Below are 26,797 nucleotides of genomic sequence, written 5' to 3' on the forward strand. Positions count from 1 at the left end.
ACCACAACGATGGTGCTCACCGGAGCCAACGCGGTCGCCGCCCCGGCGAAAGTGCCGGAGGCGATCGGCTACGGCGGTGCTGTGGCGAGCATCGACCAGGACGCCACCGCGATCGGCATCTCCGTGCTGCGCCACGGCGGCAACGCGGTCGACGCGGCCGTCGCCACGGCCGCCGCGCTGGGCGTCACCGACCCGTTCTCCAACGGCGTCGGCGGTGGCGGGTTCTTCGTGTTCTACGAGGCCCGCACCGGGAAGGTGTACACGCTCGACGGCCGCGAGACCGCGCCGGCGACCGCGGACGAGAAGTACTTCCAGGAGAACGGCGTGCCGCTGCCGTTCGCCGACGCCGTCACCAGCGGGTTGAGCGTCGGCGTCCCGGGCACGCCGAAGACCTGGCAGACCGCCCTGCAGAAGTGGGGCAGGCTGTCGCTGAAAGAGGCGATGAAACCGGCCGAACAGCTGGCCCGCAAGGGGTTCACCGTCGACCAGACGTTCCAGACCCAGATCAGCAACAACATCGCCCGGTTCTCGGCGTTCCCGTCCACCCGGGAGCTCTACCTGCCCGGCGGCAAGCCGCCCGCGGTGGGGTCCACGTTCCGCAACCCCGACCTGGCCAACACCTACCGCGAGCTGGCCGACACCAACCTGCGGTCGCTGTACAACGGGGCCATCGGCCGCGAGATCGTCAAGACCGTGCAGCAGCCGCCCAAGGACCCGGCCTCCCCGTTGAACGTCCGCCCCGGCCGGCTCACGCTGCAGGATCTGTCGCGCTACCAGGCGATCCCGCGCGACCCGTCCAAGGCCAGCTACCGCGGCCTGGACGTGTACAGCATGGCGCCGCCGTCGTCGGGTGGCACAACCGTCGGCGAGGCGCTGAACATCCTGGAGACCAAGGACGTCCGCAAGCTCTCCCAGGTGGACTACCTGCACAACTTCCTGGAGTCGACCCGGATCTCGTTCGCCGACCGCAACCGCTGGGTGGGCGACCCGGACGTGCAGGCGGTGCCGACCAAGCAGCTGCTGTCGCAGAAGTTCGCCAACTCCCGCGCCTGCCTGATCGATCCGAACAAGGCATTGACCAGCCCGGTCGCGCCCGGTGACCCGTACAACCCGAAGCCGTGTGCCACCACCGGTCCCGGCGGCACGATCCTGAACGACGGCATGAGCACGACCCACCTGACCACCGCGGACGCGTGGGGCAACGTCGTGTCGTACACGCTCACCATCGAGCAGGAGGGCGGCAACGGCATGGTCGTGCCCGGCCGTGGGTTCCTGCTGAACAACGAGCTGACCGACTTCAACTTCGCGCCGCTGTTCCCGGGCGTGCCCGACCCGAACCTGCCCGGCGCCGGCAAGCGGCCGCGCTCCTCGATGGCGCCGACCATCGTGCTGCGCAACGGAAAGCCGTTCTTCGCGACCGGGTCACCGGGTGGCGCGTCGATCATCACGACCACGCTGCAGGTCATCCTGGGCCGGATCGACCGGGGCTTCTCCCTGGTGCAGGCCATCGCCCAGCCGCGAGCCTCGCAGCGCAACTCCGCGCTCGCCCAGGTCGAACCGGCGTTCCTGGCGTTGCCGGAGGCCGATGTGCTGGCCAAGCAGTACGGCCAGGGCTTCAACGCCGCCGCCGCGGCTGAGATCGGCGCCGCCACGGGTGTCGAGCGGTTGCCCGATGGGCGGTGGATCGCCGCTGCTGAGCCTGTCCGTCGTGGCGGCGGATCGGCTGCTGTGGTGTTCCCGGCTCGTTGATTTCGTCGGTGGGTGGCCCTGTTACTACGGGGCCACCCACTGTCGTTTGTAGGTGCGGTTGGCTGACGTCAGCTCTTCGCCGCACGTGCTGCACTCGGTGGCGCTGGTGCTGGTGTGGCCGTTGTGGTCGATCCACATCGCGGTGTGGCGTCGTGGCGGGTCGGTGTGGTTCTCGCCCCAGTGCGCGAGGGCGTTCAGCACCGGGAGCAGGTCCGCGCCCGCTTCGGTGATCAGGTACTGGTCGTGGGTGCGCTGGCGGCCCTTGTAGGGCGCTTTGGTGAGCAGGCCCTCGTCGACCATCATCGCGAGCCTCTTGCTCAGCACGTTGTCCGCGACCTGCAGGGTCGTGCGGAACTCGTCGAACTTCGTGGCGCCCAGCAGCGCCTCTCTCAGCACCAGCAGCACCCACGGGTCGCCGACCACGTCCAGCGTGCGGGCGATCGGGCAGGGGTGCCTGGACCAGTCCTGACGGAGCACCACGGGACTCTCCTCACATTGACTTGCTCGAGACAAGCCTACTCGACGTACGCTTGCTTCAAGAAAGTCAACTATCTTCAAGTGAGGCCAGCCATGACACCCCTTGTGTCGACTGAATCGAGATCAGGCCGAGTGCTTCCCAACCGGACCTCAGGGGAACGTGACGCGAACCAGCCACAAGTACGTGACCGGACGGAACCGTTCGTTCTCAACGCAACCAAGACTTTGAAATCCGGAGAGGCGGGCCTGTCATGACTGAAGATGCGGTCATCATCGACGCTGTCCGTACTCCCATCGGCAAACGTGGCGGTGCGTTGTCCGGGGTGCATCCCGTGGACCTGCACGCGCACGCGATCCGTTCGCTCATCGAACGCACCGGCATCGACCCGGCGCTGGTCGACGACGTGATCTCCGGCGCGGTCGGCCAGATCGGCGAGCAGAGCGCCAACACCGCCCGCTGGGCCGCCCTGGCCGCGGGCCTGCCCGAGTCCGTGCCCGCGGTGACCGTGGACCGGCAGTGCGGCAGCAGCCAGCAGGCGATCCACTTCGCGGCGCAGGGCGTGATCGCGGGCGCCTACGACGTGGTGATCGCGTCCGGGATCGAGTCGATGAGCCGGATCCCGATCGGCAGCCAGGTCAACGGGCAGGATCCGTTCGGCCCGGGCGTGGCGGCCAGGTACCCCGAGGGTCTCGTTCCCCAGGGGATCAGCGCGGAGCTGATCGCGGCCAAGTGGGGTCTGAGCCGTGGCGAGCTGGACTCGTTCGCGGCTTTGAGCCACCAGCGTGCCGCCGCTGCTTGGGCTGATGGCAAGTTCGCCGGTGAGGTGGCGCCGCTCAAGGTGGGCACCGCTGAGGTGAACCTGGACGAGTCGATCCGGCCGTCGACCACAGTGGACATCCTCGCGGGGTTGAAACCCGCGTTCTACCACTCGGACTGGTCGGCGCGGTTCCCGCAGATCTCGTGGAACGTGACCGCGGGCAACTCCTCACCGATCAACGACGGTGCTGCGGCGGTGCTGATCACCAGCAGCTCCACGGCTCGCAAGCTCGGTTTGACGCCTCGCGCCCGGTTGCACAGCTTCGCCGTGGTCGGCGATGACCCGCTGTACATGCTCACCGGGGTCATTCCCGCGACTTCCAAGGTTCTGCAGCGAGCCGGGCTGTCTGTTTCGGACATCGATGCCTTCGAGGTCAATGAGGCCTTCACCAGCGTGGTTCTGGCGTGGCAGAAGGAAACCGGTGTTTCGCTGGACAAGGTCAACGTCAACGGCGGCGCCACCGCCATCGGCCACCCGCTCGGCGCCAGCGGGGCTCGTTTGATGACGACGTTGCTGTCCGTTCTCGACCAGACCGGCGGCCGCTACGGCCTGCAGACCATGTGTGAGGCAGGCGGGTTGGCCAACGCCACCATCGTCGAACGCCTCTGAGGATCGGGGGGCCGAAATTCGGTTGCCGCGCGCGGTGGGCTGCGGGACTCTGTGCGTATGACGTTCTGACGGACAGACCCCAGCCGCCGCGGCCGTTGCCGTCCCCCTTTCCTTGGAAGAGAGCGTCTTTTGCCTGCCCAGAACTCCACTTCGGCCACCGTCAGCGTGTTCGCGTCGCCGACGAGCTGGATCGAGTCCAATGCCCTGTCACAGTGCCGGCAGGTCGCCGCGCTCGAGGGCATGATCCACGTTGCCGCCATGCCGGACCTGCATCCGGGCAAGGGCGCGCCCATCGGCGCGGCCATGCTGTCCACGGTGTTGTACCCGTTCCTGGTGGGGTCCGACATCGGTTGTGGCATCGCGGTTTTCCCGTTCCGGCTGAAGAAGGCCGTGCCGTCGCGGCTCGCCGGGCGGTTCCCCGACCTTGACGTTCCGGTGGATCTTTCCGACGAGGTCTGGTCCTTTGTGGACTCAGATGTTCCCGGCGGTCACCTTGAGGGGCTGGGGACTGTCGGGCGGGGCAACCACTTCGTTGAGCTGGCGCGGATCGGTACCGTGTTCTCGCCGGAGCACGCCTCGCGCCTTGGGCTGGACGCCGGTGACCTGGTGCTGATCGTCCACAGTGGATCGCGCGGTCTGGGTGAGCGGATCCTGCGGGCGCACACCGAGGTGCACGGTGCTGGTCCGGCAGCGGATCCTGCGGCCTATCTGGCGGCGCATGATTCGGCGGTGCGTTGGGGTTCGCTCAACCGGCGCCTGATGGCCGCTCGAGTCGCGCTTGCTTTGGGGGCCGAGCCTGAGTCGCCGATCGTGGACGAGTGCCACAACTTCGTTGCGGTCGATGACGGGACCTACTTGCACCGCAAGGGAGTTGCGCGCGGTGACGGCAACGACGTGCTCATCGCGGGCACTCGCGGCACCCCGTCGTATCTCGTCGCCGGGCACGCCGGTGCCGACGCGAACCACTCCGTCGCGCATGGCGCCGGCCGGAAGATGTCCCGGGCCGATGCTCTGCGCCGGGGCAAGGCCAAGCACACCGTCGAGGAACTCCGCACCACGCCCATGGGTTCGGTGGTGGTCTGCGGCGACCGTCAGCTTCTGTTCGAGGAAGCCCCCACCGCCTACAAACGCATCGAACAGGTCATCGCCGACCTCACCGACCACAACCTCGCGACCCCCATAGCGACCACCACACCCGTCGTCACCTACAAAACCGCCGACCGCGGCCCCCGCAAACGGGGCCGGTGAGATCGGCTTTGAAGCGGGCGGTGGTGCCTACACGCCACCCGGTTTCCGGCCTGTAGCAGAATTCGGCGATGAGCATCGACCGCGCGCAACTCCCGCAGTTCGCCTACCACCCGGACCCGTTGAGCACGGGCTGCGCGGTGGTGTCGGATGAGGAGTGCGTCTGCTGTGGGGCGAGCCGTGGTGTGGTGTACCGGGGGCCGGTGTTCTGCGAGGAGGAGCTTGACGGCGAGCTGTGCTTGTGGTGCATCGCCGACGGGCGCGCGGCGGAGTGGTTCGACGCGGTGTTCACCGACGCCTTCGGCCCGGACGGAACGCCTGCCGAGGTGATCGACACCATCACGCGCCGCACCCCCGGATTCTCCGGCTGGCAACAGGAGGAGTGGATGTTCCACTGCGGCGACGGCGCCGCCTTCCTCGGTGCAGCCGGCGCCCGCGAACTCCGCGACAACCCCCAAGCCCTCGACCACCTCCGCACCACCCTCACCGAACAAGGCTGGCCCACCACCCAGATCGAGCCCTACCTCGCCGCCCTCACCCGCGACGGCCAACCCACCGCCTACCTCTTCCAATGCCGCACCTGCCACACCCACCTCGCCTACTCCGACTCCGCCTGAGCCGAGACCTTCTCCCCATTAACCTGGCCGCCAGCAACACGGCACAACGGCCGATGATCAGATCTCGTTGGTAACGGCCAGGTGTGTCTGGCGATGCATGCGGTATGTCGATGACCGACTTGGCCACGTTGGCGCTACCGGCTTGGGCTGTTCCGACACGGCCGCGGGTGGAGGCTGTTGACGGTCATTGGATTGACATTCGGCAGCATTGGTGGCGCGAGAGGATCAGCGCGCTGGGACTTCCAGGCGTGCCGCCAAGCGGACCGATACTCACGCGTGCCGATGTGTGGGCGCCGACCGACGATGTGTTCACGCTCAAAGACAAGTGCGGGTGGACGTCACTGAACCACACCTGGGGCTGGTCTGGGGACACCTATCAGCGCTACTGCGATCTGCTTGCCCGTTGGGCCAAGGAGCATCAGTGCGCGGCTGATGAGCTCGAGCGCAGCCTTTTCAAGCCTTAGTGTCCGGTTAGGACGGTGGCAGTCAGGGTGTGCGGCTGCCGGTGCCGAGCTTGCGACAGGTGCGTTCGAAGCGATCTCGGGCATCGCCATCCGGAGACCGCTCACAAGTGTGGCTGCCGGTTGCCCAGCACCGGAAGCAGTTGCAGCTTCTCGTAGCTCTCGGTGCCGGGCGTGGCGGTGTACACGAGCAGGGTCTGGGTCAGGTCGGCGTCGAGCAGGACCTGGCAGTGCACCTCGACAACGCCGAGGTCGGGATGCTGGATCCGCTTGTAGTCCTCGTGCCGCAGGCCGATCTCGTGCGCACTCCACAGGCGCGCGAATTCCTCACTGCGCTCCAGCAACGCGTCCACGACCCGGCTCGCGGGCGAATCGGGGCCCTGCCGGGACAAAGTCGCGCGCAGCTGCGAAGTGAAGATCCGGCTGTGCATGGGGTGGTCGTCCGCCGGGTAGATCCGGCGGCCGTGTGGGTGGGTGAACCAGCGGTAGGTGAAACTGCGGTCCAGGCCCGTGTAGCCGGTCTCGTCGCCGAAGAGCGCGACCGCGAGCGGGGTCTGGAGCAGTGTCTCGCCGAGCGAGGTGAACACCTGGGCGGGTGTGTCCTGCAGCCGGTCGACAATCCGCATCATGCCGGGGGAGACGTGATCGGAGTGCGGACTGCGGCTGGGCGTGTTGTGGCCGGCCATCCGGAACAGGTGATCGCGTTCGTCCACCGACAGGTGCAGCCCACGGGCGATGGCCGCGAGCATGGGCTCGGACGGTGTCGGCCCCCGCTGCTGCTCGATCCGCGTGTAGTAGTCGGTCGACATGCCGCTGAGGGCGGCGACCTCCTCCCGGCGCAGCCCATGCGTGCGGCGGCGAGGGCCGCGCGGCAGCCCGACGTCCTCGGGCTGCAACGCCTCCCTCCGGGTGCGCAGGAAGTCGGCCAGCTGTGCTCGGTCCATGGCCTGATTCTCGCCTGTCAGAGCAACATGCCGCCGGACACCTCGATGCGCTGCGCGGTGATCCAGCCGGTACCCGGGGTGAGCAGGGCCGCGATCACGGCGCCGATGTCGTCCGGCTCACCCGGCCGTCCCAGCGCCGCCTGACGCGCCAGCACCTCGCGGAACTGCGCGTCGTCCCGCATGACGCCACCGGCGAAGTCCGTGCCGGTGGGGCCGGGCGCGACCGTGTTGACGCTGATACCCCGCCCGCCCAGCTCCTTGGCCAGGTACTTGCTGTAGGTCTCGACCGCGCTCTTGGCGGCCGCGTACACCGACCAGCCCTCGCTGACGAACCTGGTCAGCCCGGTGGACAGGTTCACGATCCGCCCGCCGTCCGACAGCAGCGGCAGCACCGCCTGAGTCAGGAAGAACACGCCCTTGAAGTGCACATTCACCATCAGGTCGAACGCCTCGGCGGTGGTCTGGCCCAGCGGCGTGAACGCCCCGGAGCCGGCGTTGTTGACCAGGAAGTCCACAGTGTCGCGCTGCCAGGTCAGGTCCAGCGCCTCCCGCACCTGCGCCACGAACGCGGGGAACGTGTCGAACGCGGTCGTGTCCAGCTCCAGCGCGACCGCCTTGCGTCCCAACGCCGTGACGGCATCGACGACCGCGGCCGCTTCGTCCTTGTTGGACCGGTACGTGAGGATCACGTCGGTGCCCGCCTCGGCGAGCTTGAGGGCGGTGGACCGGCCCAGGCCGCGGTTCCCGCCGGTGATGAGAGCGATCGGCATCGCAGGCTCCTCGTTGTCGTGGCAGGCCGTCCTGCCTGCCACCACAGACATTCCTCCGGACGAGCAGGCGGATTAAGGCCCAAGTCATCCAGGGACCGCCGATCCCCCCTTGGGCCGGAACGACCCGCCGCGCCGGACCGGGCCGCCGGAGGGGAACCGGGCTACTGTCCGGGGATGAGCGTGTTCCGTCGCATGTTCCTGGGGTCGGGGCGGCTGCCGGACGACCTCCGCGCCGAGATCAGCGCGGACACCGTGCTGGCGCTGGAGGAAGACCCTCAGCGGCTCGGTGACCTACCGGAACTACCGCGCGCCCGGCCGGTACTCGAGCTGGCGCAAGCAGGCCGCGTCCGGGGTGATCGCCGTGACCCGGCAGCGACTGCTGGTGTGGGCGGGACGGTTCCGGCACATCGACGTTCCGCACCGGCACCCGCTGCGGGCGAGCATCCAGGTCGCCGCCGAGGCCTCGGACCGGTTGTGCTTCGGCTACGACGCCGCCGCGGGCGGTAATGGACGCTCCGGGCAGGTGGAGGTGCGGCTGCGTACCGCGCGTGCGCAGGAGCTGGCCGCGCTGCTGGACCGTCTCGCCAAGGGATGACCTGTCCGCCCGCAGCGGAACTGGTGTCGGCGCGGGCCGGGTCGGTGCGAGGATGACGGTATGGCGGAGATCCTGCATTTTCACCGGAAGCGAACGGCCGAGGAGGAGCCGGAGCCGTTGTGGCGTGAGGTGCTGGGGCAGAGTCTGCGTGCCGCCAGGGTGGAGCAGGGCGAGCGGCTGGTCGACGTGGCCGAGCGGGCCGGGATCTCGCCGCAGTACCTGTCGGAGATCGAGCGCGGGCGCAAGGAGCCGTCCAGCGAGATGATCGCGGCGGTCGCGGGTGCGCTGGGCGTCGAGCTGGCCGATCTGCTGGTGGACATTGTGGGCACTGTGCGCCGTGGCTCGGGTCTAAGCCGTGTTTCGGATGTCCCGATCGCGATAACCCGGCCGGATGCGATCCCTGACGCCACACCCCAAACGCCCAAAGACAACCAGTATTGGCGTTCCGGTGGCGACGCCAGGAACCGCACCGATCCCGCCTCTCATCGACCGGGACATCCGAAACACGACCTAGCGGCCGGTCGACGTCCCACGGGACCCGTGCTCATGGCCGCCTGATCAGGCTTTGTGGTCGAGGACGTGGTCGGCGAGGCCGTAGCTGACCGCGCCCTTCGCGTCGAACACGCGGTCCCGGTCGGTGTCGTGCCGGAGACCCATCACCTCGCGACCCGTGTGCGCGGACAGGATCTCCTCCAGCTGCGTCCGTACGCGCACGACCTCGTCGGCCTGCAGGATGAGGTCCGGGATCGCGCCACGGCCCTGCGCCGCGGGCTGGTGCAGCACGACCCTGGAGTGCGGCAACACGAAACGCTTCCCCGGCGCGCCCGCGGCCAGCAGCACCGCGCTGGCCGCGACCGCCTGGCCGATGCACGTCGTGGCCACCGGCGCCTTGATGAACTGCATGGTGTCGTAGAGCGCGAGCATCGCGGACGGGTCGCCGCCCTCGGAGTTGATGTACAGGTTGATCTCGCGGTCCGCGTTCTCCGCCTCCAGGTGCAGCAGCTGCGCGATCAACGCGTTGGCCACCCCGGAGTCGATCCCGGTGCCGAGGTAGACGATCCGCTCGGACAGCAGGTGCGAGTAGACGTCCATGATCCGCTCGCCGGTCGTGCTGCGGGTGATGACGTTGGGGATCGTGTACGTGCTCATGCGGTGGCTCCCAGCGCGTAGGGGGTGCGGACGGGCACGACCTGGGTCAGGTCGCCGACGATGTGGTCGATGAAGCCGTAGTCGCGGGCCTGCTCGGTGGTGAACCAGCGGTCGTGCAGCGAGTCGGAGAAGATCCGGTCGATCGGCTGGCCGGTGTCCTCCGCGATGATCCCCAGCACCGTGTCCCGGGTGTGCCGCAGGTCGTCGGCCTGCACCTCGACCTCCACCGCCGACCCGCCGATCCCCGCCGAGCCCTGGTGCATCAGGATCCGGGCGTGCGGCAGCGCGAACCGCTTGCCCGGGGTGCCCGCGGACAGCAGGAACTGCCCGGCGCTGCAGGCCAGCCCCAGCGCGAGCGTGGCCACGTCGCACGGCACGAGCCGCATCACGTCGCGGATCGCCAGCATCGCGGGCACCGATCCGCCCGGCGAGTGGATCCACAACGCGATGTCCTTGGCGGGGTCCTCACTCGCCAGCGACAGCAGCTGCGTCGCCAGCACCGTCCCGTTGTCGTCGTCGAGCGGACCGTCCAGAACCAGCACGCGCTGGCTGAAGTACCGCTCCCGCAACCGCTGGTCGAACATCTTGTCGTTCGTGGTCATGCCCCGACAATGCCGGTTTCCTGGTGCCGCGCGCCGGTTTCTCTGCTGTGGGCAGATCCGCCCACGGCGGACGATCCACTGAGGACTTATGTGTACCTCGCCCGCAGGGTGCGCCACTGGCCGGCGTCGTGGTTGTGGATGACGAATGGGATGCCGAGGTCCATCAGTTTCCGTTGGCTGGCACGGGTTGCCGGTCCATCGAGGTCGTGCGTGCTGAGCTGGCGGGTGTCCGGGTCGCTGTCGCGCAACCAGGCGTCACCGGCGAGCAGCACCGGGCCGCTGTCCGGGAGTTCGACGAGGACGGCCTGGTGGCCGGGGACGTGTCCGCCGCACTCGATGAGCGTGATCCCCGGTGCCAGCTCAACGTCGCCGTGGATGAACTCCCAGCGCGCGTCCGGGATGTCCCAATGCTCGCGCATCCACTCGTAGCGCAGCAGCCCGGACTCGCGGGCGTGCTCGTACTGGGCCTGCTGCAGGACGAATCGCGCGTGCGGGAACTCGTCGTTCGCGCCGCAGTGGTCGGGATCGAGGTGGCTGACGATCACCGTGCTGATGTCGCCGGGGGTGAGGCCGAGGCGACCGAGCTGCCCCACGATGTGCGACTCGGCGGTGACCGCGAACGGCGCCTGCGGATCGTCGATCATCGTCGCCGGGCAGCCGGTGTCGACGAGCCAGCACTGTCCATCGGCCAGGCCGATCAGGAACGCCGGCACCGGTAAGTCGTGGTCGCGGACGGTGGCGACCCGCAGCAGGCGCAGGGAGCGGACGACAGTCATGAACGACTATAAACATGAATGACTACAAATTTACAACCGTTCAAGTATGCTGGCCGGCATGCCGGAGGAAGGGCGCCGGGACCGGCGCAAGCGGTTGACCCGGACGGCGATCGGCGAGCACGGGTGGCGGCTGTTCGCTGCCCACGGGTTCGACGCGGTCACCATCGCGCAGATCGCGGACGCGGCCGACGTGGCGGTCGGCACGGTGTTCAACTACTTCCCGAGCAAGGAAGCGATCCTGTTCGACCGGGCCGGTGACCTCATCGAGGACATGGCGGCCACGGTGCGCGAGCGGCCGCCGGGCGTGGGCGTGGTGGCCGCCTTCCGGGACTGGCACGACCGCGCGATCGGCTTTCTGACCAGCCCGGACGCGGGCGAGCGAACCCGCAGGATGCTGGAGATCGTGGCGGCGAGCCCCGCCCTGCGGGCCCACGAACGCGAGATCGACCAGCGGTACCGGCAGACGCTGGCCGCCGTGCTCGACGAGCTGCGGCACGGGCGGACCGACTCCACCCCGGTCCTGCTCGCCGGGCAGCTGGTCACCCTGCACCGCACCGTGGCCGAGCTGGCCCGCGACCTCATCCTCGCCGGAACCCCGGCCCGCACCGTCCGAACCCGCGTCACGACGGCGACCAGGGCGGCGTTTTCCCTGCTCTCCCAGCAGGCGCACACGTTCGGATCTTGATCACCGCCCGATCACGCAGGGGGTGGATCGCCATGGGGCGAACTGGCGGTTCGGTGGTGTCGCTTCGCCCGGCATCTGGGCCGTCCGGTCCCCATCCTGGCCTGACCCAGCCGCTATCGGTGACCGGCCCACCCACCGGTCACCGGCGCTGCCGGAGATGGGGGCGTCCACAGCGGACGATGAAGGGGGATTTCTTCCCCTCTTCATCGTCAGCGACGCAGGGTGGTCTCCCGCTCCATGTGGGACAGTTTGGCCGGGTTGCGCACGGCGTAGAGGCCGGTGACGAGGCCGTTGTCGATGTGCATCGCCAGGACGGTGTCGACCTCGCCGTCGAGCCGGAGGATCAGCGCGGGAAGGCCGTTGACCTGGGCGGGTTCCAGCGACATCAGCTCCGCGATCCGGCCGATCCCGGCGGTGAGCAGGCGGGCCACCCGGTCGGCGCCGGTGATCGGCTGCAGCACGGCCTGCTTGACTCCGCCGCCATCGCCGAGGAAGACGACGTCCGGCGCGAGGATGTCCAGCAGGCTCTGCAGATCGCCGGTTTCGACCGCGCGCTGGAACGCCTCGATCGCGGTGCGGGCGTCGGTCGGCGACGTGACCCCGCGGGGGCGGCGCGCGGCGACGTGTTCCCTTGCGCGGTGGGAGATCTGGCGGACCGCGGCGGTGGTTTTGCCGACGGCTTCGGCGATCTCGTCGTAGCCCAGGGCGAACACCTCACGCAGCACGAACACCGCCCGCTCGGTTGGCGTGAGCGTCTCCAGCACCAGCATCATCGCCATCGAGACGCTGTCGGCCAGTTCGACGTCCTCGGCCACGTCGGGCGTGGTCAGCAGCGGCTCCGGCAGCCAGGAGCCGACGTAGGACTCCTTGCGGCGGCCGAGCGTGCGCAGCCGGGTCAGCGCCTGGCGGGTGGTGATCCGGACCAGGTAGGCGCGCTGGTTCTCGACCGTGTCCAGGTCGACACCTGTCCACTTCAGCCACGTCTCCTGCAGCACGTCCTCCGCGTCGGCGGCCGAGCCGAGCATCTCGTAGGCGACCGTGAACAGCAGGTTGCGGTGGGCGAGGAAAGCCTCGGTGTGCATGGTGCCTCCTGTTCGCTCACGACTGTGCCGGGCACCAGACGCCGGTCGCCACCGTTCTGTGACAGCCAGACCTTGTGGCGCGCGTCACTGTCACAACGGGCGGCCGGCCGGCATCTCGTGGTCGTTCGAGTTCGGCACACGAGTGAGGGACACAGCCATGCAACCGCGGTTCAACCTGTTGACCAACGAGATCTCCGCCAAGTTCAGCAAGCGCTTCGCCAACGCCAGCATGGTGATCGAGCAGTCGCCGCTGCCGAAGACCACCCAGGAGCTGGTCAGCCTGCGCGCCAGCCAGATCAACGGCTGCGGCTGGTGCATCGACTTCCACGTCAAGGAAGCCGCGGCGGCGGGGGAGGACGCGGTGCGGCTGCACCTGGTCGCCGCCTGGCGGGAGGCGACGGTGTTCACCGAGGCCGAGCAGGCCGCACTGGCGTTCGCCGAGGAAGGCACCCGCCTGGCCGATGCGGACACGGGCGTGTCCGACGAGACCTGGGCCTTGGTGCGCAAACACTACGACGACGACCAGATCGCCGCCCTCGTCTGCCTGGTCGCCATGATCAACGCCGCCAACCGGATGGCCGTGATCGTCCACCAGAAGGGCGGCTCCTACCAGCCCGGCGACTTCGCCAAGTACACAAGCTGAGCACCGCCGGCCCGGCCCATCCACCGGGCCGGGCCGTTATCGCGCCTTTGTGGCGGTGACGTTGATGAGCAGGGTGCCGAGGTCGGTCAGGTCCTTGGTGTGGAAGCTGCGGTGGAACTCCGACCGCATCTCCTCGGTGATCGGGACCTGCTCGTGTGGCTGCATCTCGATGTCGGCGAAACCGGCTGCCTCGAAACCTGCCAGCCAGTCCGAGGCGCGCCAGCGGTTGGTCACCAGGCGGCGGGAGGTCGCCGCGCGCCAGGCGCGGTCGGAGTGCTTGAGGAACGCCAGGGGGTCGGAGAAGTCGCGGTGGTCGCGCAGGTCGATGCTGTGCGTGGTCACCCCGCCGGGCTTGAGCAAGCGGTGCATCGTGCGCAGGGCGGCCAACGGGTCGGCGACGTGTTCGAGGCAGGCGGCGGAGAAGATGATGTCGAAGTGGTTCTCCGGCAACGAAGGCCGCTCGATCGGCTCGCCGGTGCGGTACTCGATCCGCTCGAGCAGCTCGGCGGCGTTGGGGGCCAGTTCGTCGTAGAGCCCCTGCTGGTCGGTCACGAGCGGGACCACGTCGAGCGCCACGCCACGGTCGCAGCCCGCCGCCAGGTACATCAGCAGCGCGCCGAGGTTGCCGCCCGGGCCGATCTCCATGACGTTGCCGGAGACCGGGCGGCGGCCGCGGACCTGCCGCGAGGAGTTCTCGAAGACCTCGTGCACGTACGAAACGGCGTTCTTCGTGGGCTCGTAGGGAGCCTGGCGGGCCTCGCGGCGGCGCCGGATCGCCGGTACCGCGAGTGCCTGGTTCTTCAGCACACCCGCCACGATGCTTTCCATGGCGCGCAGGATACCTGCCGGTCACCCCTCGTCGATCACCGGTCGCGTTCGGTGACTCCTTGCCGGGAGTGGCTCCGTTAATGTACGTTTTCGTAAACGTTTTCATTCCGCCGCCAGGAGAGACAGACCGTCGACGCAGACGAGGAGTTCTCATGGCGAGAGCCGGGACGATCGCCCTGGTGGGCGCGTGTGTGCTCGCGTTCGTTGCGCCTGGTGCGGCCAGTGCCGCGCCGGTGTTCAACGTCAAGGACTACGGCGCCAAGGGCAACGGCAGTACGAACGACGACGACGCCATCGACAAGGCGATCACCGCCGCGAACGCGGCCGGGGGCGGGGTGGTGGACTTCCCGGCCGGCAAGTACCGGTCCCGCACCATCCACCTGAAGAGCAACATCGTGTTCAACCTCAACGCCGGGGCCACCCTGCTGGCCGCGGGCAGCGGGATGGACAAGGCCGAGTCGAACCAGTGGGACAAGTACCAGGACTACGGCCACAGCCACTTCCACAACGCGCTGATCTTCGGTGAGAACGTCGAGAACGTGGCGTTCACCGGCGCGGGCACGATCGACGGCGACGACAAGCTGACCACCGGCGATCCGGGTTCGGGCGTGGCCGACAAGGCGATCAGCCTGAAGCTCTGCAAGAACGTCGGGTTCAAGGACCTGACCATCCGGCAGGGCGGCCACTTCGCCATCCTGATGAACGGCTGCAACGGCGTGACGATGGACAACACCAAGATCCTGTCCTCTTCGGACCGCGACGCGTTCAACATCATCAACAGCTCCAATGTGGACATCGCCAACTCGCGCATCGAGGCCAGCGACGACGCCGTGGTGTTCAAGAGCGACTACGCGCTGGGCAGGACGTTCGTCAGCGAGAACAACGTGGTCCGCGACTCCACGGTGCTGTCAAAGGAGAACAACGCGCTGCAGTTCGGTTCGGAGACCTGCGGCAGCTTCCGGAACATCAAGTTCCAGAACGTCACCGTGACCGGCGCGGGCAAGGCGGGCATCGGGATCGTGTCGATGGACGGCGCGACCATCGAGGACGTCAGCTACGAGAACGTCAAGCTGACCAAGACCGCGTCGGCCGTGTTCATGCACATCGGCAAACGCTCGCGCTGCCCGGGCAGCCCGCCGGCCGGCAAGATCCGCAACATCACGCTGAAGAACGTCACCGGCACCAACCTCACCACGCCGGTCGACGTGGCCGGTGACGACGAGTACTCCAGCACGATCGCGGGCCGCACCGACTCGCCGATCGAGAACGTCACGCTGGACACGGTGACCATGACCTTCCCCGGCGGCCACCCGGCCTCCGACGCCGACCGCAACCCGCCCGAGAGCCCCGACGCCTACCCGCCGCGGACCTTCGGCGTGCGGCCCTCGTACGCGTTCTGGATCCGGCACGCCAAGGGCGTCAAGTTCGTCAACAGCACCGTCCAGTTCGACAAGTCCGACGGCCGCCCGGCGTTCCTGGCCAACGACACCACCGGCGTGTCGCTGGACGGGGTGAAGATGGAGCGCAGCACCGGCAGCTGGGACGTGACGTTCCAGAAGAGCACCGGTCAGGCCGTCACCGGCAGCACCACCCTGCCGAGTGGGACACCGCGAGTCCGCACGCAGTGACCGGGGGCGCCCGGGCGGCCCATCCTGCGCCGCCCGGGCGTGTCTTTCGTAGACTTGTCCGTCGTGACCATCCAACCGATCAGGCTTTTCGGGGACCCGGTGCTGCGGACCCGCGCGGACGAGGTTGTCAGCTTCGACAAGGAGCTCCGCACGCTGGTGCAGGACCTGTGGGACACGATGGAGTCCGAGGGCGGCGCCGGGCTGGCCGCGCCGCAGCTCGGGGTCGGTCTGCGGGTGTTCACCTACCACTGTGACGGGTTCGCGGGTCACCTGATCAACCCGACCTGGAACGCGGTCGGCGACGAGTGCCAGGACGGCGAGGAGGGCTGCCTGTCGATCCCGGGGTTCCGGTGGGAGACCCGGCGGATGCGCAACATCGTCGCGACCGGGTGGAACGCGCACGGCGAGCCGGTCGAGATCGAGGGCACCGACCTGCTGGCCCGGTGCATCCAGCACGAGACCGACCACCTCGACGGCGTGCTGTTCCTGGACCGCCTCGACGCGGAGACCCGCAAGCTGGCGATGCGGGAGATCCGGCAGGCGCCCTGGTTCGACGGCGCCGCCCCGGTGATCAAGCAGAACCCGCACGCGATGTTCGGGGGCTTCTGAGCATGCGGCTGGTCTTCGCCGGAACCCCGGCGCCCGCGGTCCCCACGCTGCGGGCCCTGATCGAGTCGGACCGCCATGAGGTGGTCGCCGTCGTCACCCGCCCCGACGCGCCTGCGGGCCGAGGCCGTCACGTGGTCCGTTCGCCAGTGGGGGCGCTGGCCGACGAGCACGGCATCGAGGTGCTCACGCCACAGCGCGTCAAGGAGCCGGAGTTCCTCGACCGGCTGCGTGAGCTGAACCCGGACTGTTGCCCGGTCGTCGCGTACGGGGCGCTGCTGCCCCAGGTCGCGCTGGACATCCCGCGGTACGGCTGGGTGAACCTGCACTTCTCGCTGCTGCCAGCCTGGCGGGGCGCGGCGCCGGTGCAGGCCGCGATCCGGGCGGGCGACGAGATCACCGGGGCGAGCACGTTCCGGATCGTCGAACAGCTCGACGCGGGACCGGTTTTCGGCGTGCTGACCGAGCCGATCCGGTCCGCCGACACCGCCGGTGACCTGCTGGACCGGCTCGCCGAGGCGGGCGCGGGGCTGATGGTGTCCACTTTGGACGGCATCGAGGACGGCACGCTGCGCGCGGTGGACCAGCAGGAGATGGACGGCGTCAGCTACGCGTCCAAGATCACCGTCGATGACGCGCACATCGACATGACCCAGCCGGGGATCGCCGTGGACCGGCTGATCCGCGCGGTCACCCCGGAGCCGGGCGCCTGGGCGGAGTTCCGCGGCGAACGGCTCAAGATCGGACCGGTCAGGACGGTCGAGACCGACGCGCTGGCGCCGGGCGAGGTGCGGGTCGAGCGCAAACGTGTGCTCGTCGGCACCGCGACCCAGCCGGTGCAGCTCGGTGAGGTTCAGGCACAAGGCAAGAAGCGGATGGCAGCGACCGACTGGGCGCGCGGCGTCCGGGTCGAGCAAGGGGAACGACTCACGTGACACACCGGCCATCCCGTCCCCGCCAGGCCCACCCGCCGCGCCGCCGCGAGACCTCGGCGCCGCGCCCGCCGCACGAGGATCCCGCCCGCCGTGCCGCCCTGGACACGCTGCGCGCGGTCCGCGACCGCGACGCCTACGCCAACCTCGTGCTGCCCGGGTTGCTGCGTGAGCGCCGGATCGTGGGCCGGGACGCGGCCTTGGCGACCGAGCTGGCGTACGGCGCCTGCCGGGCGCTGGGCTGGCTCGACCAGGTGATCGCCGAGTGCTCGGACCGCCCGCTGTCCCAGATCGACAAGCAGCTGCTGGACGTGCTGCGGCTGGGCGCGTACCAGTTGCTGCGCACCAGGATCCCGCCGCACGCGGCCGTTTCGTCCACTGTGGACCTGGCACGGTCCGATGTGGGCTCACGGCTCGCCGGGTTCGCCAATGCCGTGCTGCGCAAGGTCGGCGAGCTGACCGAACCCGAGTGGGTGGACAAGCTCGCGCCCAACCGCGCGGACGACCCGATCGGTTACCTGGCGGTGGCAACGGCGCACCCGCGCTGGATCGCGCGTGCGTTCGCGGACTCGTTGGGCGACAAGGGCGAGAAGCTGGAGGCCGCGCTCAAGGCCGACGACGAGCGCCCCGCCGTGCACCTCGTGGCGCGCCCCGGCGAGATCTCCGCGGAGGAACTGGCGGCGATCACCGGCGGTGAGGAAGCGCCGTACTCGCCCTACGGCGTCCGCCTGGAGGCCGGGGGCGGCGACCCCGCGGACATGGAGCCGGTACGGGAACGGTTCGCCGGGGTCCAGGACGAGGGCAGCCAGCTGTGCGCGCTCGCGCTCACCCGGCCCGCGCTCACCGGTCCGGACACCCGCTGGCTTGACCTTTGCGCAGGTCCAGGCGGTAAGGCGGCGTTGCTGGGCGCCCTGGCGGGCCTGCAGGACGCAGGCGTGGACGCGGTCGAGAAGGCCCCGCACCGGGCGCGGCTGATCGAGAACGCGACCGAAGGCCTGCCGGTGACCGTGCACGTCGCCGATGGCCGCGACACGGGCTTCGAGCCGGAGTCGTTCGACCGGATCCTGGTCGACGCGCCGTGCACCGGCCTGGGCGCGTTGCGCCGACGTCCGGAAGCCCGGTGGCGGCGGCAGCAGTCCGACGTCGGCGACCTCACCAAGCTCCAGCGGGAACTGCTGGTCGCGGCCCTGGGGCTCGTGCGGCCGGGCGGGGTCATCGCCTACGTCGTGTGCTCACCGCACCTGTCGGAGACCGTCGGCGTGGTCGGCGACGTCGTGCGCAAGAACAAGGCCGAGCAACTGGACGCCCGCGAGTTCTTCCCCGGCGTGCCGGATCTCGGCCCCGGCCCGGACGTCCAGCTCTGGCCGCACCTGCACGGCACCGACGCCATGTACTGCGCCATCATCCGCAAGCCCGCCTAACGCGGGGCCCAGAGGGTGTCAGCGTCGCCGGCGGCGAGGCGGCCGCGGTAGACGTCGATCTTGTGGTCGATCAGGCGGAGGTTCTCCTCGAGGTCGGCGATCTTGGCCAGGACCTCGTCGCGGTGCGCCTCCATCAGCGCCAGGCGTTCCTTCTCGTTGCCGCGGCCGGCGGCGACGAGCTCGGCGTAGCGCTTGATCGACTTGATCGGCATGCCGGTGGCGCGCAGCCTGGTGCAGATCCGGATCCAGTCGAGGTCCAGCTGGCGATACCGCCTTCTGCCTGCGTTGTTGCGTTCGACGGGCGTGATGACGAGACCGGCACGTTCGTAGTAGCGCAGGGTGTGCACGCTGACGCCGCTGTGTTCGGCGGCCTCGGCGATGGTCAGGCCCGTGCGCGGGTTGACTTCGAGCACACTCTAAATCCTAGCGTTGAAGTATGAAGGACCGCAGATTTCTAGTCCTGGCCATCTGCTGCGCCAGCATCGTGGTCGCGGTGATGGACATCTCCATCGTGAACGTCGCCCTGCCCGCGATCGGCCATGACCTGCACGCCTCCGTGACCGGTCTACAGTGGACGATCGACGCGTACACCCTGGTGCTGGCCGGGTTCCTGCTGCTCGCCGGGTCCAGCGCGGACCGGTTCGGCCGCAGGCGGGTCTTCCAGACCGGGCTGGCGCTGTTCGGGCTGGGGTCGTTGCTGTGCAGCCTGGCGCCGGGCATCGGCGGCCTGATCGCGGCACGTGCCCTGCAGGCGCTCGGTGGCACGATGCTCAACCCGGTGGCCATGGCGATCGTCGCCAACACCTTCCCGGACCGGGCCGAACGCGCGAAGGCCATCGGGGTGTTCGGCGCGATGTCCGGGCTGTCGCTGGGGCTCGGCCCGATTCTCGGCGGCGCACTTGTCGACGGCCTGGGCTGGCGTTCGATCTTCTGGATCAACGTGCCGATCGTGGCGCTCGCCCTGGTGGGCACGGCGTTGTTCGTGCCGGAGTCGCGGGCCCCGCGGGCGCGCCGGTTCGACCCGGTGGGGCAGATCCTGGTGGTCCTGGTGCTGGGCAGCGTGGTGTTCGCGATCATCGAGTCCGGCCGGCAGGGCTGGGGATCGCCGCTGATCGTGGGCCTGTTGGTGGTCGCCGTGCTTGGCGTGCTGGGGATCCTCGCGTACGAACCGAAGCGCGCGGATCCGTTGCTGGAGCTGCGGTTGTTCCGGAGTGTGCCGTTCGCCTCGGCGATCCTGATGGCGCTGTTCGCGTTGTGCTCGTTCGGCGCGTTCCTTTTCGTGACAACGCAGTACCTGCAGAACGCGCGAGGTATGTCCGCGCTGGCCGCGGGGATGTCGCTGCTGCCGGTCGGCGGGTTGATCATCATCTTGTCGCCGGTCAGCGGCCGGATCGTGAGCGTGCGCGGGCCCCGGGTCCCGCTCGTGGTCGCCGGGGCCGCGCTGGCGCTCGGCGGTGCCGCGTCGCTCTGGCTCGACGCGGACACCCCTTTGCCTGCCGTGCTTGCGATCTACCTGCTGTTCGGGGTCGCCGTGGGCTTGGTCAACCCGCCGATCACCAACACCGCCGTGTCCGGGATGCCGCTGTCGATGGCCGGGGTGGCCGGTTCCGTCGCCTCGGTGGACCGGCAGACCGGCATGACGTTCGGGGTCGCGCTCGCGGGCACGATCCCCGCGCTGGGCGTGTGGTGGCTGATTGCCGCCCTTGGCCTGGGAGTCGTCACCCTCGGGCTGCTCAGCACCGGACGCCGGGCACTCGGCAGCGGCGCCCGGGCGGCGGCGTTGTTCGACGGGCTGGAACGGGTCAGGACGTGAAGTAGTGACCCGCTTCGAGGTCCTCGATCAGCCCCGGCTGTTCGGGCCGCCAGTCCATCAGTTTCTCCGTGATCGCACTGGTCGCCCGCACGTCGAGCGCGACGAACCGGCCCAGCCAGCCAAAGTGCTCCGGTTCGGCGCTGACCACCGGCAGACCCAGGTGACGCCCGATCACCCCGGCGATCTCCCGCAGCGGGATACCCTTGTCGCCCAACGGATGCAGCCGCGTACCCGCAGGCGCCCTCTCGAGCGCCAGCCGGAACAGGCGGGCCGCGTCGAACCGGTGCACCGCGGGCCAGTGGTTCGAGCCGTCGCCCGGGTAGGCCGAAACGCCCTTCTCCCGGGCGATCTCGATCAGCCGCGGCACGAACCCGTGGTCGCCCTCGCCGTGCACCGACGCGGGCAGCCGCATCACCGACACCCGCACCCCGCGGTCGGCGAAACCCAGCGCCACCTCCTCCGAGACCCGTGCCGCCGCACCGGGAACGATCGCGTCCTCCTCGGTCGCCACGTCGGCCAGGCCCAAGGCGGCGGAGACCACGAAGGGCCGGTCCGAACCCGCCAGCACGTCGCCCATCGCCTCGATCGCGAGCCGGTCGGTCCGGGCCGCGGCCAGGTAGTCGGTGAAGTCGTGGATGAACGCGGTGTGGATGACGCCGTCGGTGTCCTTCGCCCCTTCGCGCAACACATCCAGTTCGGCAAGACCGCCCCGCAGGACGTCGGCCCCGGCCGCCCGCAGCGACGCCTCGCCCTGGTCCGAACGGGCAAGGCCGAGCACCTGATGCCCGGCGCCGAGCAGTTCGCGAACCACGGCACTGCCGATGAACCCGGTAGCGCCGGTGACGAACACACGCATCGTGTACTCCTTCAGAAGTCGGTACCTCCACGATGTGCCGGGACGACGTCGTCCGTCCAAGGCCTGTTGCGCATGCCGTCATACTGAACAAGCATCACCGCAGCTCAAGACCTATATTGCCCACGCCGGAGCCGACGAACTCGATTACCATCGAGACATGACGGAGGCGGACCTGGACCTGAGGCTGGTGCGGTACTTCACGGTCGTCGCCGACCACCGGCACTTCGGCCGCGCCGCCGAGGACCTCCGGATCGCCCAGCCGTCGCTGAGCAGGCAGATCCGCCGCCTGGAACAACAACTGGGCGTGCGCCTGCTGGACCGCACCCCGCAGGGCACCCGGCTCACCGAAGCGGGCGAGGTGTTTCTCCCGCGTGCCAAGGCTTTGCTGAAGTCAGCCGCGCAGGCCGCCTTGCACGCCAAGGCGGCGGCCGAACCCAGCCGGATCGTCATCGGCTACACGATCAATGTGATCGTCACCCCGGCCGTGCGCGAACTCCGCCGCCTGCACCCGGACGCCGACGTCCAGACCATTCACGTCGAGTGGAACAAGCCCCGCGAGGCGCTGCTGGACCGTCGCGTGGATGCGGTCGTGACCCGGCTGCCGTTGTCGACCGAGGGCCTGCACGTGACGATCCTGTACGACGAGCCGCGGGTGCTGTTGGTCTCACCGGACCATCGCTTGGCGGGCAAGGAATCCGTGACCCTCGCGGACATCGCCGACGAGCCGTTGCCGCGTCTGCCGGACGCGGAGTGGAACGCCTACTGGCGCATCGATCCCCGGCCGGACGGCAGCCGCGCCCCGGATGGCCCGTTCGTCGAGGCCATTGAGGACAAACTCGAGTTCGTGGCGGCGGGGGAGGCGGTGGCGATCGTCCCGGCCAGCCGCGGGTTCAAGACCATCCGCGCGGACCTGGTGGAGATCCCGCTGGAGGACGTCGGACCCGGGCATGTCGTGCTGGCGACCCGGGCCGACGACCGCAGCCGCCTGGTGGCGGCCTTCCGCAAGGCCGCCACCGCGTTGCTCACCAAGCAGGACTAGAACGACACCTTCTCCACGGAGTCGGCGCGCAGCACGGACTCCTGCTGGAACTGCTTCTTGTAGTCGGTGCGGATCTCCTCGATGTCCTTGTTGGCCTTGTGGTTGCTGAACGGGTACAGCAGGATCAGCTCGTAGGAGTTCTCCTTGCCACCCATCCACTGGCCGTGCACGGGCAGCCAGGTCAGGCCGTCCGGGAAGGCCGGCGTGACCTCCTTGTCCAGGAAGTTCTCGAAGTCGGCTGGGGTGACTACGGAACCGTCGGGCCGGTTGCCGCCGAAGAACAACTCGGTGCGGCGCCACGACTCGCCGGGCGGTGCGGTGGCCGATGTGTCCATAGTGGACGGAGCTGCGGTGCCGGCGGCGGTCAGGCCGAGCATGAGCGCGGCGACCATCCCGGCGACCGCGGTGCGTCGTGTCGTCATGGGGTCATTCAATCGTCCGATCCCGGGCACGGTGGGACATTGACCCCCAAGTCCGCCCTTTGGGACAAGCACTGGCAGACTGGCGGCCCTTCATTCGGCTCCTCTGGGGAGAGATGTCATGCCGTTGTTCGGGTTCGGCGCGTTCGGGCTCATCGTGATGGGCCTGTGGATCTTCTGCTTGGTCGACGTGATCACGACGGTCGACGGCACCACCCGCAACCTGCCCAAGATGGGCTGGCTGTTCATCGTGCTGATCCTGCCCCTGGTGGGCTCGATCCTGTGGCTCGTGGCCGGCCGCCCGGAGTCGCCGCACCGCTACCGGCCGCCGTCGAACACCAGCCGGTACCCGGAATACGATCGGCCGGGCCGGCACGTCGCCCAGAACGCGGACGACGATGACGAGTTCCTCCGCAAGTGCCGTGAGCGCGCGGAGGAGCAGCGCCGGATGGCCAAGCAGCGTGAACAGAAGGACGAGTCATAACCGAGGTACTGGGACTGGTCGCATCGGCCTGTTACGGCGTCGACCGGCGGCTGTGTGACGAGATCGCGCTGCCCGCGGCCGAACGCGGCTGGCGGCTCGCGATCACGCTGACCCCGGCGGCCGAGCGCTGGCTGGCCGAGACCGGGGAGCTGGACCGGCTGGCGGCGCTCACCGACCTGCCGGTCCGCAGCACCGCCCGGCTGCCCGCCGAGCCCCGGCCGCACCCGGACCCCGCGCACTTCCTGTTCGCCCCGGCCAGCGCGAACTCGACCGCCAAACTGGCCCTCGGCATCGCCGACAACCAGGCGTTGACGGTGTTGTGCGAGGCCATCGGCGCGGCCCGGGTGGTGGTCGGCGCCCAGCTCAGCGACGCCCAGCAGCGGCATCCCGCCTGGCCAGGGCATCTCCGGACGTTGCGGGACGCCGGGGTGAACGTGACGCGGCTCGCGGCCGACCAACCGTGGACCAGTGTGCTCGACGCCCTACACACGCCTATGGTCGGAGAACCATAGACTTCGTATGTGCCTGTTGAACCCATGATCGCGCCGAGCATCCTGTCCGCCGACTTCGCCCGGCTGGCCGACGAGCTCGAAGCCGTCGAAGGGTCGGACTGGGTGCACGTGGACGTGATGGACGCGCACTTCGTGCCCAACCTGACGCTGGGACTCCCCGTGGTCGAGGCGTTGCTCAAGGTGACCGACATCCCGATGGACTGTCACCTGATGATCGACGACCCGGACCGCTGGGCGGTCGGCTACGCCGAGGCAGGCGCGTACAACGTGACCGTGCACGCGGAGGCCGCGGCCGACCCGGTCAAGATCGCCAGGGACCTGCGCGCGGCCGGCGCCAAGGCCGGCCTGTCGATCAAGCCCGGCACCCCGCTGGACCCGTGGGTCCCGGCGCTCAAGCACTACGACACCCTGCTGGTGATGTCGGTCGAGCCCGGCTTCGGCGGCCAGTCGTTCATGGCCGACGTGCTGGGCAAGGTCCGCACGGCGCGCCGCCTGGTCGACACCGGCCACCTCAACGTGCTGGTCGAGATCGACGGCGGGATCAACAGCGACACCATCGAGCTGGCCGCCGAGGCCGGCGTGGACTGCTTCGTGGCCGGGTCCGCGGTCTACAACGCCGACGACCCGGCCAAGGCGATCACGGCGCTGCGTGACCGCGCGGCGCGTGCGAAAGAAGGGGCCTGAGCCAATGTTCACCGGGATCATCGAGGAGCGCGGCGAGATCGTCGCGGTCGAGCCGCTGCCGGACGCGATGCGGCTGACCGTCGCCGGCCCGCTGGTGACCCAGGACGCCAAGCACGGCGACTCGATCGCGGTCAACGGCGTCTGCCTGACCGTGGTGGAGGTCTCCGGCGGCGCGTTCACCGTCGACGTCGTGCACGAGACGCTGCTGCGCTCCAGCCTCGCCAAGGCGCACGCCGGTGACGTGGTCAACCTGGAGCGCGCGATGGCGCTGGGCGACCGGCTGGGCGGTCACATCGTGCAGGGGCACGTGGACGGCACCGGGATCTTCCGCTCGCGCGATGAGACGGGGCTCACGAAGTTCGAACTGCCCGCCGAGCTGTCCCGTTATGTGGTGGAGAAGGGGTCGATCGCGATCGACGGTATCTCCCTGACGGTCGCCGCCGTCGAGGGGGACGAGTTCGCTGTGGCCCTGATACCGACGACGCTTGAGCTGACCACGATGGGCCTGCGTCAGACTGGGGACGTGGTGAACCTCGAGGTCGACGTGCTCGCGAAGTACGTCGAGCGGCTGGCGCAGCCGCACATCGCCGCGGTCTGAGAACTAGGGAGGCACAGGGTGGCAGCCAGGGACATAGAGCGCGCGATCAGGGACATCGCCGCGGGCCGTCCGGTGATCGTGGTGGACGACGAGGACCGGGAGAACGAGGGCGACCTGATCTTCGCGGCCGAGAAGGCCACCCCGGAGCTGCTGGCCTTCATGGTCCGCTACACGTCCGGGTACATCTGCGTGCCGCTCACCGAGGCAGACTGCGACCGCCTTGATCTGCCGCCGATGTTCCACACCAACCAGGACCGCCGCGGCACGGCGTACACGGTGACCGTGGACGCGGCCAGCGGCGTCTCGACCGGCATCTCGGCCGCGGACCGCGCGCACACCATCCGGCTGCTGGCCGACCCGGACTCCAAGCCGGCCGACTTCACCCGGCCCGGGCACGTGGTTCCGTTGCGTGCCAAGGAAGGCGGCGTGCTGCGCCGACCGGGTCACACCGAGGCCGCGATCGACCTGGCCGTGATGGCCGGGCTGCGGCCGGCGGGTGTGCTGTGCGAGATCGTGTCGCAGAAGGACGAAGGTGACATGGCGCGGCGCGACGAGCTGGAGGTGTTCGCCGCCGAACACGACCTCGCGCTGATCTCGATCGCCGACATGATCGCCTACCGCCGCCGCAACGAACGCCAGGTCGCGCGGGTCGCCGAGGCGCGGATCCCGACGGCGCACGGCACGTTCCGCGCGGTCGGCTACGACAGCCTGCTGGACGGCATCGAGCACGTGGCGCTGGTGTACGGCGAGATCGGCGACGGCAAGGAGGTCCTGGTCCGGGTGCACTCCGAGTGCCTGACCGGGGACGTCTTCGGGTCGCTGCGCTGTGACTGCGGCCCGCAGCTCGACGCGGCACTGGAGGCCGTGGCGTCCGAGGGCCGCGGGGTCGTGCTGTACATGCGTGGGCACGAAGGCCGCGGCATCGGCCTGATGCACAAGCTGCAGGCCTACCAGTTGCAGGACGCGGGCGCGGACACAGTGGACGCGAACCTGGCCCTCGGTGTGCCCGCAGACGCGCGCGACTACGGTACGGGTGCGCAGATCCTGTCGGACCTCGGTGTGAAGACCATGCGGCTGCTCACCAACAACCCGGCCAAGCGGGTCGGCCTGGAAGGCTACGGGCTGACCGTGGTCGACCGGGTGCCGCTGTCGGTGTGGCCGAACCCGGAGAACCTGCGGTACCTGCGCACCAAACGGGATCGGATGGGGCACGAGCTGGGCGACCTGGACCAGTTCGGCACCGAGGAGGTTCAGTGAGCGGCGAGGGCAGGCCCGAGGCGAGTGCCCCCGAGTGCGAGGGCATCCGGCTGGCCATCGCGGCCACCAAGTGGCACGCGAAGATCACTGACAACCTGGTGGAACGAGCCCTGGTGGCGGCCAAGCAGGCCAAGGTCGACGAGCCGACCGTGGTCCGCGTGGCGGGCGCGATCGAGCTGCCCGTGGTCTGCCAGGCGCTCGCCAAGCATCACGACGCCGTCGTCGCTCTGGGCGTGGTGATCCGCGGCGGCACCCCGCACTTCGAGTACGTGTGCGACACCGTGACGGCCGGTCTGCTGCGGGTCTCGTTGGATGAGAGCACCCCGGTCGGCAACGGAGTCCTGACGACCAACGACGAGGAGCAGGCCCTCGCGCGGGCGGGTTTCGCGGACTCCGTGGAGGACAAGGGGTTCGAGGCGTGCGTCGCGGCCCTGGAGGCGGCTCTGGTGCTGCGCGGGTTGCGGCAGCCGTGGACGGAGCGTGGGTTCGAGTGACTTC

The 26,797-nt window shown here is 69.3% G+C and carries 31 protein-coding genes and 1 pseudogene; 21 read left to right on the forward strand and 11 right to left on the reverse strand.

The features are described 5' to 3' along the window. Positions 1 to 9 precede the first annotated feature (9 nt). Complete coding sequence (ggt, locus tag AB0J95_RS08305) at positions 10 to 1,749, forward strand: gamma-glutamyltransferase (RefSeq protein WP_364755012.1); 1,740 nt, start codon at positions 10 to 12, stop codon at positions 1,747 to 1,749. A 24-nt stretch (positions 1,750 to 1,773) separates the two neighbouring features. On the opposite strand, the gene AB0J95_RS08310 is transcribed toward ggt, so the two are convergent. Then, the gene (locus tag AB0J95_RS08310) at positions 1,774 to 2,229 is read right to left on the reverse strand and encodes a helix-turn-helix domain-containing protein (protein WP_364754169.1); all 456 of its coding nucleotides are present in this window, start codon (positions 2,227 to 2,229) and stop codon (positions 1,774 to 1,776) included. 248 nt (positions 2,230 to 2,477) lie between these two features. Here AB0J95_RS08310 and AB0J95_RS08315 point away from each other — a divergent pair, with 248 nt between their 5' ends. From AB0J95_RS08315 to AB0J95_RS08330, 4 genes are all read left to right on the forward strand, one after another. Continuing rightward, positions 2,478 to 3,653: a thiolase family protein gene (locus tag AB0J95_RS08315; protein ID WP_364754172.1), complete on the forward strand. Its 1,176-nt coding sequence runs from the start codon at positions 2,478 to 2,480 to the stop codon at positions 3,651 to 3,653. 129 nt (positions 3,654 to 3,782) lie between these two features. Beyond that, complete coding sequence (locus AB0J95_RS08320) at positions 3,783 to 4,901, forward strand: RNA ligase RtcB family protein (protein ID WP_364754174.1); 1,119 nt, start codon at positions 3,783 to 3,785, stop codon at positions 4,899 to 4,901. 68 nt (positions 4,902 to 4,969) lie between these two features. After that, a complete protein-coding gene (locus tag AB0J95_RS08325; RefSeq protein ID WP_364754177.1) occupies positions 4,970 to 5,515 on the forward strand; it encodes a CbrC family protein in 546 nt (181 codons plus the stop codon). A 110-nt stretch (positions 5,516 to 5,625) separates the two neighbouring features. Further along, complete coding sequence (locus AB0J95_RS08330; protein ID WP_364754180.1) at positions 5,626 to 5,979, forward strand: hypothetical protein; 354 nt, start codon at positions 5,626 to 5,628, stop codon at positions 5,977 to 5,979. Positions 5,980 to 6,080: 101 nt separating this feature from the next. Here AB0J95_RS08330 and AB0J95_RS08335 read toward each other — a convergent pair whose 3' ends face one another. After that, entirely contained in the window at positions 6,081 to 6,920 is an 840-nt protein-coding gene (locus AB0J95_RS08335; RefSeq protein ID WP_364754183.1) for a helix-turn-helix transcriptional regulator, read from the reverse strand. 17 nt (positions 6,921 to 6,937) lie between these two features. Then, complete coding sequence (locus AB0J95_RS08340; protein ID WP_364754185.1) at positions 6,938 to 7,690, reverse strand: SDR family oxidoreductase; 753 nt, start codon at positions 7,688 to 7,690, stop codon at positions 6,938 to 6,940. A gap of 286 nt (positions 7,691 to 7,976) precedes the next feature. On the opposite strand from AB0J95_RS08340, the gene AB0J95_RS08345 reads away from it, so the two are divergent. Together AB0J95_RS08345 and AB0J95_RS08350 are read left to right on the forward strand one after the other, a co-directional pair. Further along, positions 7,977 to 8,285: a hypothetical protein gene (locus AB0J95_RS08345; protein ID WP_364754188.1), complete on the forward strand. Its 309-nt coding sequence runs from the start codon at positions 7,977 to 7,979 to the stop codon at positions 8,283 to 8,285. Between the two features lie 60 nt (positions 8,286 to 8,345). Then, positions 8,346 to 8,624 (forward strand): annotated as a pseudogene (locus tag AB0J95_RS08350) (helix-turn-helix transcriptional regulator); the annotation flags it as partial. A gap of 219 nt (positions 8,625 to 8,843) precedes the next feature. Here the strand turns inward: AB0J95_RS08350 and AB0J95_RS08355 are convergent. The 3 genes from AB0J95_RS08355 to AB0J95_RS08365 form a co-directional block, all read right to left on the reverse strand. Then, positions 8,844 to 9,434, reverse strand: coding sequence for an ATP-dependent Clp protease proteolytic subunit (locus AB0J95_RS08355; RefSeq protein ID WP_364754189.1), 591 nt, complete (start codon positions 9,432 to 9,434; stop codon positions 8,844 to 8,846). Beyond that, a complete protein-coding gene (locus AB0J95_RS08360) occupies positions 9,431 to 10,036 on the reverse strand; it encodes an ATP-dependent Clp protease proteolytic subunit (RefSeq protein ID WP_364754192.1) in 606 nt (201 codons plus the stop codon). Before AB0J95_RS08360 ends, AB0J95_RS08355 begins: the two co-directional genes overlap by 4 nt. 86 nt (positions 10,037 to 10,122) lie before the next feature. Further along, entirely contained in the window at positions 10,123 to 10,812 is a 690-nt protein-coding gene (locus tag AB0J95_RS08365; protein ID WP_364754195.1) for an N-acyl homoserine lactonase family protein, read from the reverse strand. Between the two features lie 58 nt (positions 10,813 to 10,870). On the opposite strand from AB0J95_RS08365, the gene AB0J95_RS08370 reads away from it, so the two are divergent. Then, the gene (locus AB0J95_RS08370; protein ID WP_364754198.1) at positions 10,871 to 11,497 is read left to right on the forward strand and encodes a TetR family transcriptional regulator; all 627 of its coding nucleotides are present in this window, start codon (positions 10,871 to 10,873) and stop codon (positions 11,495 to 11,497) included. A gap of 209 nt (positions 11,498 to 11,706) precedes the next feature. Here AB0J95_RS08370 and AB0J95_RS08375 read toward each other — a convergent pair whose 3' ends face one another. Further along, positions 11,707 to 12,579: an RNA polymerase sigma-70 factor gene (locus AB0J95_RS08375; RefSeq protein WP_364754199.1), complete on the reverse strand. Its 873-nt coding sequence runs from the start codon at positions 12,577 to 12,579 to the stop codon at positions 11,707 to 11,709. Positions 12,580 to 12,736: 157 nt separating this feature from the next. Between AB0J95_RS08375 and AB0J95_RS08380 the strand changes: the two genes are divergently transcribed. Then, positions 12,737 to 13,222 carry a carboxymuconolactone decarboxylase family protein gene (locus tag AB0J95_RS08380; protein ID WP_364754202.1) on the forward strand — a complete coding sequence of 162 codons (486 nt, stop codon included), beginning with the start codon at positions 12,737 to 12,739 and terminating at the stop codon, positions 13,220 to 13,222. A 36-nt stretch (positions 13,223 to 13,258) separates the two neighbouring features. On the opposite strand, the gene AB0J95_RS08385 is transcribed toward AB0J95_RS08380, so the two are convergent. Then, the gene (locus tag AB0J95_RS08385) at positions 13,259 to 14,050 is read right to left on the reverse strand and encodes a methyltransferase domain-containing protein (RefSeq protein ID WP_364754204.1); all 792 of its coding nucleotides are present in this window, start codon (positions 14,048 to 14,050) and stop codon (positions 13,259 to 13,261) included. A 152-nt stretch (positions 14,051 to 14,202) separates the two neighbouring features. Between AB0J95_RS08385 and AB0J95_RS08390 the strand changes: the two genes are divergently transcribed. The 4 genes from AB0J95_RS08390 (at position 14,203) to AB0J95_RS08405 (ending at position 18,637) form a co-directional block, all read left to right on the forward strand. Beyond that, positions 14,203 to 15,678, forward strand: coding sequence for a glycosyl hydrolase family 28 protein (locus AB0J95_RS08390; RefSeq protein ID WP_364754207.1), 1,476 nt, complete (start codon positions 14,203 to 14,205; stop codon positions 15,676 to 15,678). A 63-nt stretch (positions 15,679 to 15,741) separates the two neighbouring features. Continuing rightward, positions 15,742 to 16,287: a peptide deformylase gene (def, locus tag AB0J95_RS08395; protein WP_364754210.1), complete on the forward strand. Its 546-nt coding sequence runs from the start codon at positions 15,742 to 15,744 to the stop codon at positions 16,285 to 16,287. Positions 16,288 to 16,289: 2 nt separating this feature from the next. Beyond that, a complete protein-coding gene (gene fmt, locus AB0J95_RS08400) occupies positions 16,290 to 17,219 on the forward strand; it encodes a methionyl-tRNA formyltransferase (protein ID WP_364754211.1) in 930 nt (309 codons plus the stop codon). Next, entirely contained in the window at positions 17,216 to 18,637 is a 1,422-nt protein-coding gene (locus AB0J95_RS08405; protein ID WP_364754214.1) for a transcription antitermination factor NusB, read from the forward strand. Before fmt ends, AB0J95_RS08405 begins: the two co-directional genes overlap by 4 nt. Here the strand turns inward: AB0J95_RS08405 and AB0J95_RS08410 are convergent. Further along, positions 18,634 to 19,050, reverse strand: coding sequence for a MerR family transcriptional regulator (locus AB0J95_RS08410; protein WP_364754216.1), 417 nt, complete (start codon positions 19,048 to 19,050; stop codon positions 18,634 to 18,636). The two genes, AB0J95_RS08405 and AB0J95_RS08410, sit on opposite strands and share 4 nt — an antisense overlap. A gap of 23 nt (positions 19,051 to 19,073) precedes the next feature. Here AB0J95_RS08410 and AB0J95_RS08415 point away from each other — a divergent pair, with 23 nt between their 5' ends. After that, a complete protein-coding gene (locus tag AB0J95_RS08415; RefSeq protein ID WP_364754219.1) occupies positions 19,074 to 20,450 on the forward strand; it encodes an MFS transporter in 1,377 nt (458 codons plus the stop codon). Here the strand turns inward: AB0J95_RS08415 and AB0J95_RS08420 are convergent. Next, a complete protein-coding gene (locus AB0J95_RS08420; protein WP_364754221.1) occupies positions 20,440 to 21,306 on the reverse strand; it encodes an SDR family oxidoreductase in 867 nt (288 codons plus the stop codon). The two genes, AB0J95_RS08415 and AB0J95_RS08420, sit on opposite strands and share 11 nt — an antisense overlap. A 157-nt stretch (positions 21,307 to 21,463) precedes the next feature. Between AB0J95_RS08420 and AB0J95_RS08425 the strand changes: the two genes are divergently transcribed. Continuing rightward, a complete protein-coding gene (locus tag AB0J95_RS08425) occupies positions 21,464 to 22,345 on the forward strand; it encodes a LysR family transcriptional regulator (protein WP_364754223.1) in 882 nt (293 codons plus the stop codon). On the opposite strand, the gene AB0J95_RS08430 is transcribed toward AB0J95_RS08425, so the two are convergent. Further along, a complete protein-coding gene (locus AB0J95_RS08430) occupies positions 22,342 to 22,767 on the reverse strand; it encodes a DUF3574 domain-containing protein (protein WP_364754226.1) in 426 nt (141 codons plus the stop codon). The genes AB0J95_RS08425 and AB0J95_RS08430 overlap by 4 nt on opposite strands. Before the next feature lie 118 nt (positions 22,768 to 22,885). Between AB0J95_RS08430 and AB0J95_RS08435 the strand changes: the two genes are divergently transcribed. The 6 genes from AB0J95_RS08435 to ribH are packed head-to-tail and all read left to right on the forward strand — an operon-like array spanning position 22,886 to position 26,793. After that, a complete protein-coding gene (locus AB0J95_RS08435; RefSeq protein ID WP_364754229.1) occupies positions 22,886 to 23,248 on the forward strand; it encodes a PLD nuclease N-terminal domain-containing protein in 363 nt (120 codons plus the stop codon). Then, positions 23,245 to 23,760, forward strand: a complete 516-nt coding sequence (locus AB0J95_RS08440; protein ID WP_364755014.1) for a flavoprotein — start codon at positions 23,245 to 23,247, stop codon at positions 23,758 to 23,760. Before AB0J95_RS08435 ends, AB0J95_RS08440 begins: the two co-directional genes overlap by 4 nt. Before the next feature lie 24 nt (positions 23,761 to 23,784). Further along, positions 23,785 to 24,444 (forward strand): ribulose-phosphate 3-epimerase, encoded by a 660-nt coding sequence (gene rpe, locus AB0J95_RS08445; protein ID WP_364755016.1) that lies wholly within the window; start codon positions 23,785 to 23,787, stop codon positions 24,442 to 24,444. Between the two features lie 4 nt (positions 24,445 to 24,448). Continuing rightward, positions 24,449 to 25,042, forward strand: coding sequence for a riboflavin synthase (locus AB0J95_RS08450; RefSeq protein ID WP_364754231.1), 594 nt, complete (start codon positions 24,449 to 24,451; stop codon positions 25,040 to 25,042). 18 nt (positions 25,043 to 25,060) lie between these two features. After that, positions 25,061 to 26,299 (forward strand): bifunctional 3,4-dihydroxy-2-butanone-4-phosphate synthase/GTP cyclohydrolase II, encoded by a 1,239-nt coding sequence (locus AB0J95_RS08455; RefSeq protein WP_364754233.1) that lies wholly within the window; start codon positions 25,061 to 25,063, stop codon positions 26,297 to 26,299. Beyond that, entirely contained in the window at positions 26,296 to 26,793 is a 498-nt protein-coding gene (ribH, locus tag AB0J95_RS08460) for a 6,7-dimethyl-8-ribityllumazine synthase (protein WP_364754236.1), read from the forward strand. The genes AB0J95_RS08455 and ribH overlap by 4 nt, the downstream gene beginning before the upstream one ends. Positions 26,794 to 26,797 lie beyond the last annotated feature (4 nt).

The sequence above is a fragment of the Actinocrispum sp. NPDC049592 genome (assembly GCF_040675465.1).
Taxonomy (GTDB): Bacteria; Actinomycetota; Actinomycetes; order Mycobacteriales; family Pseudonocardiaceae; genus Kibdelosporangium.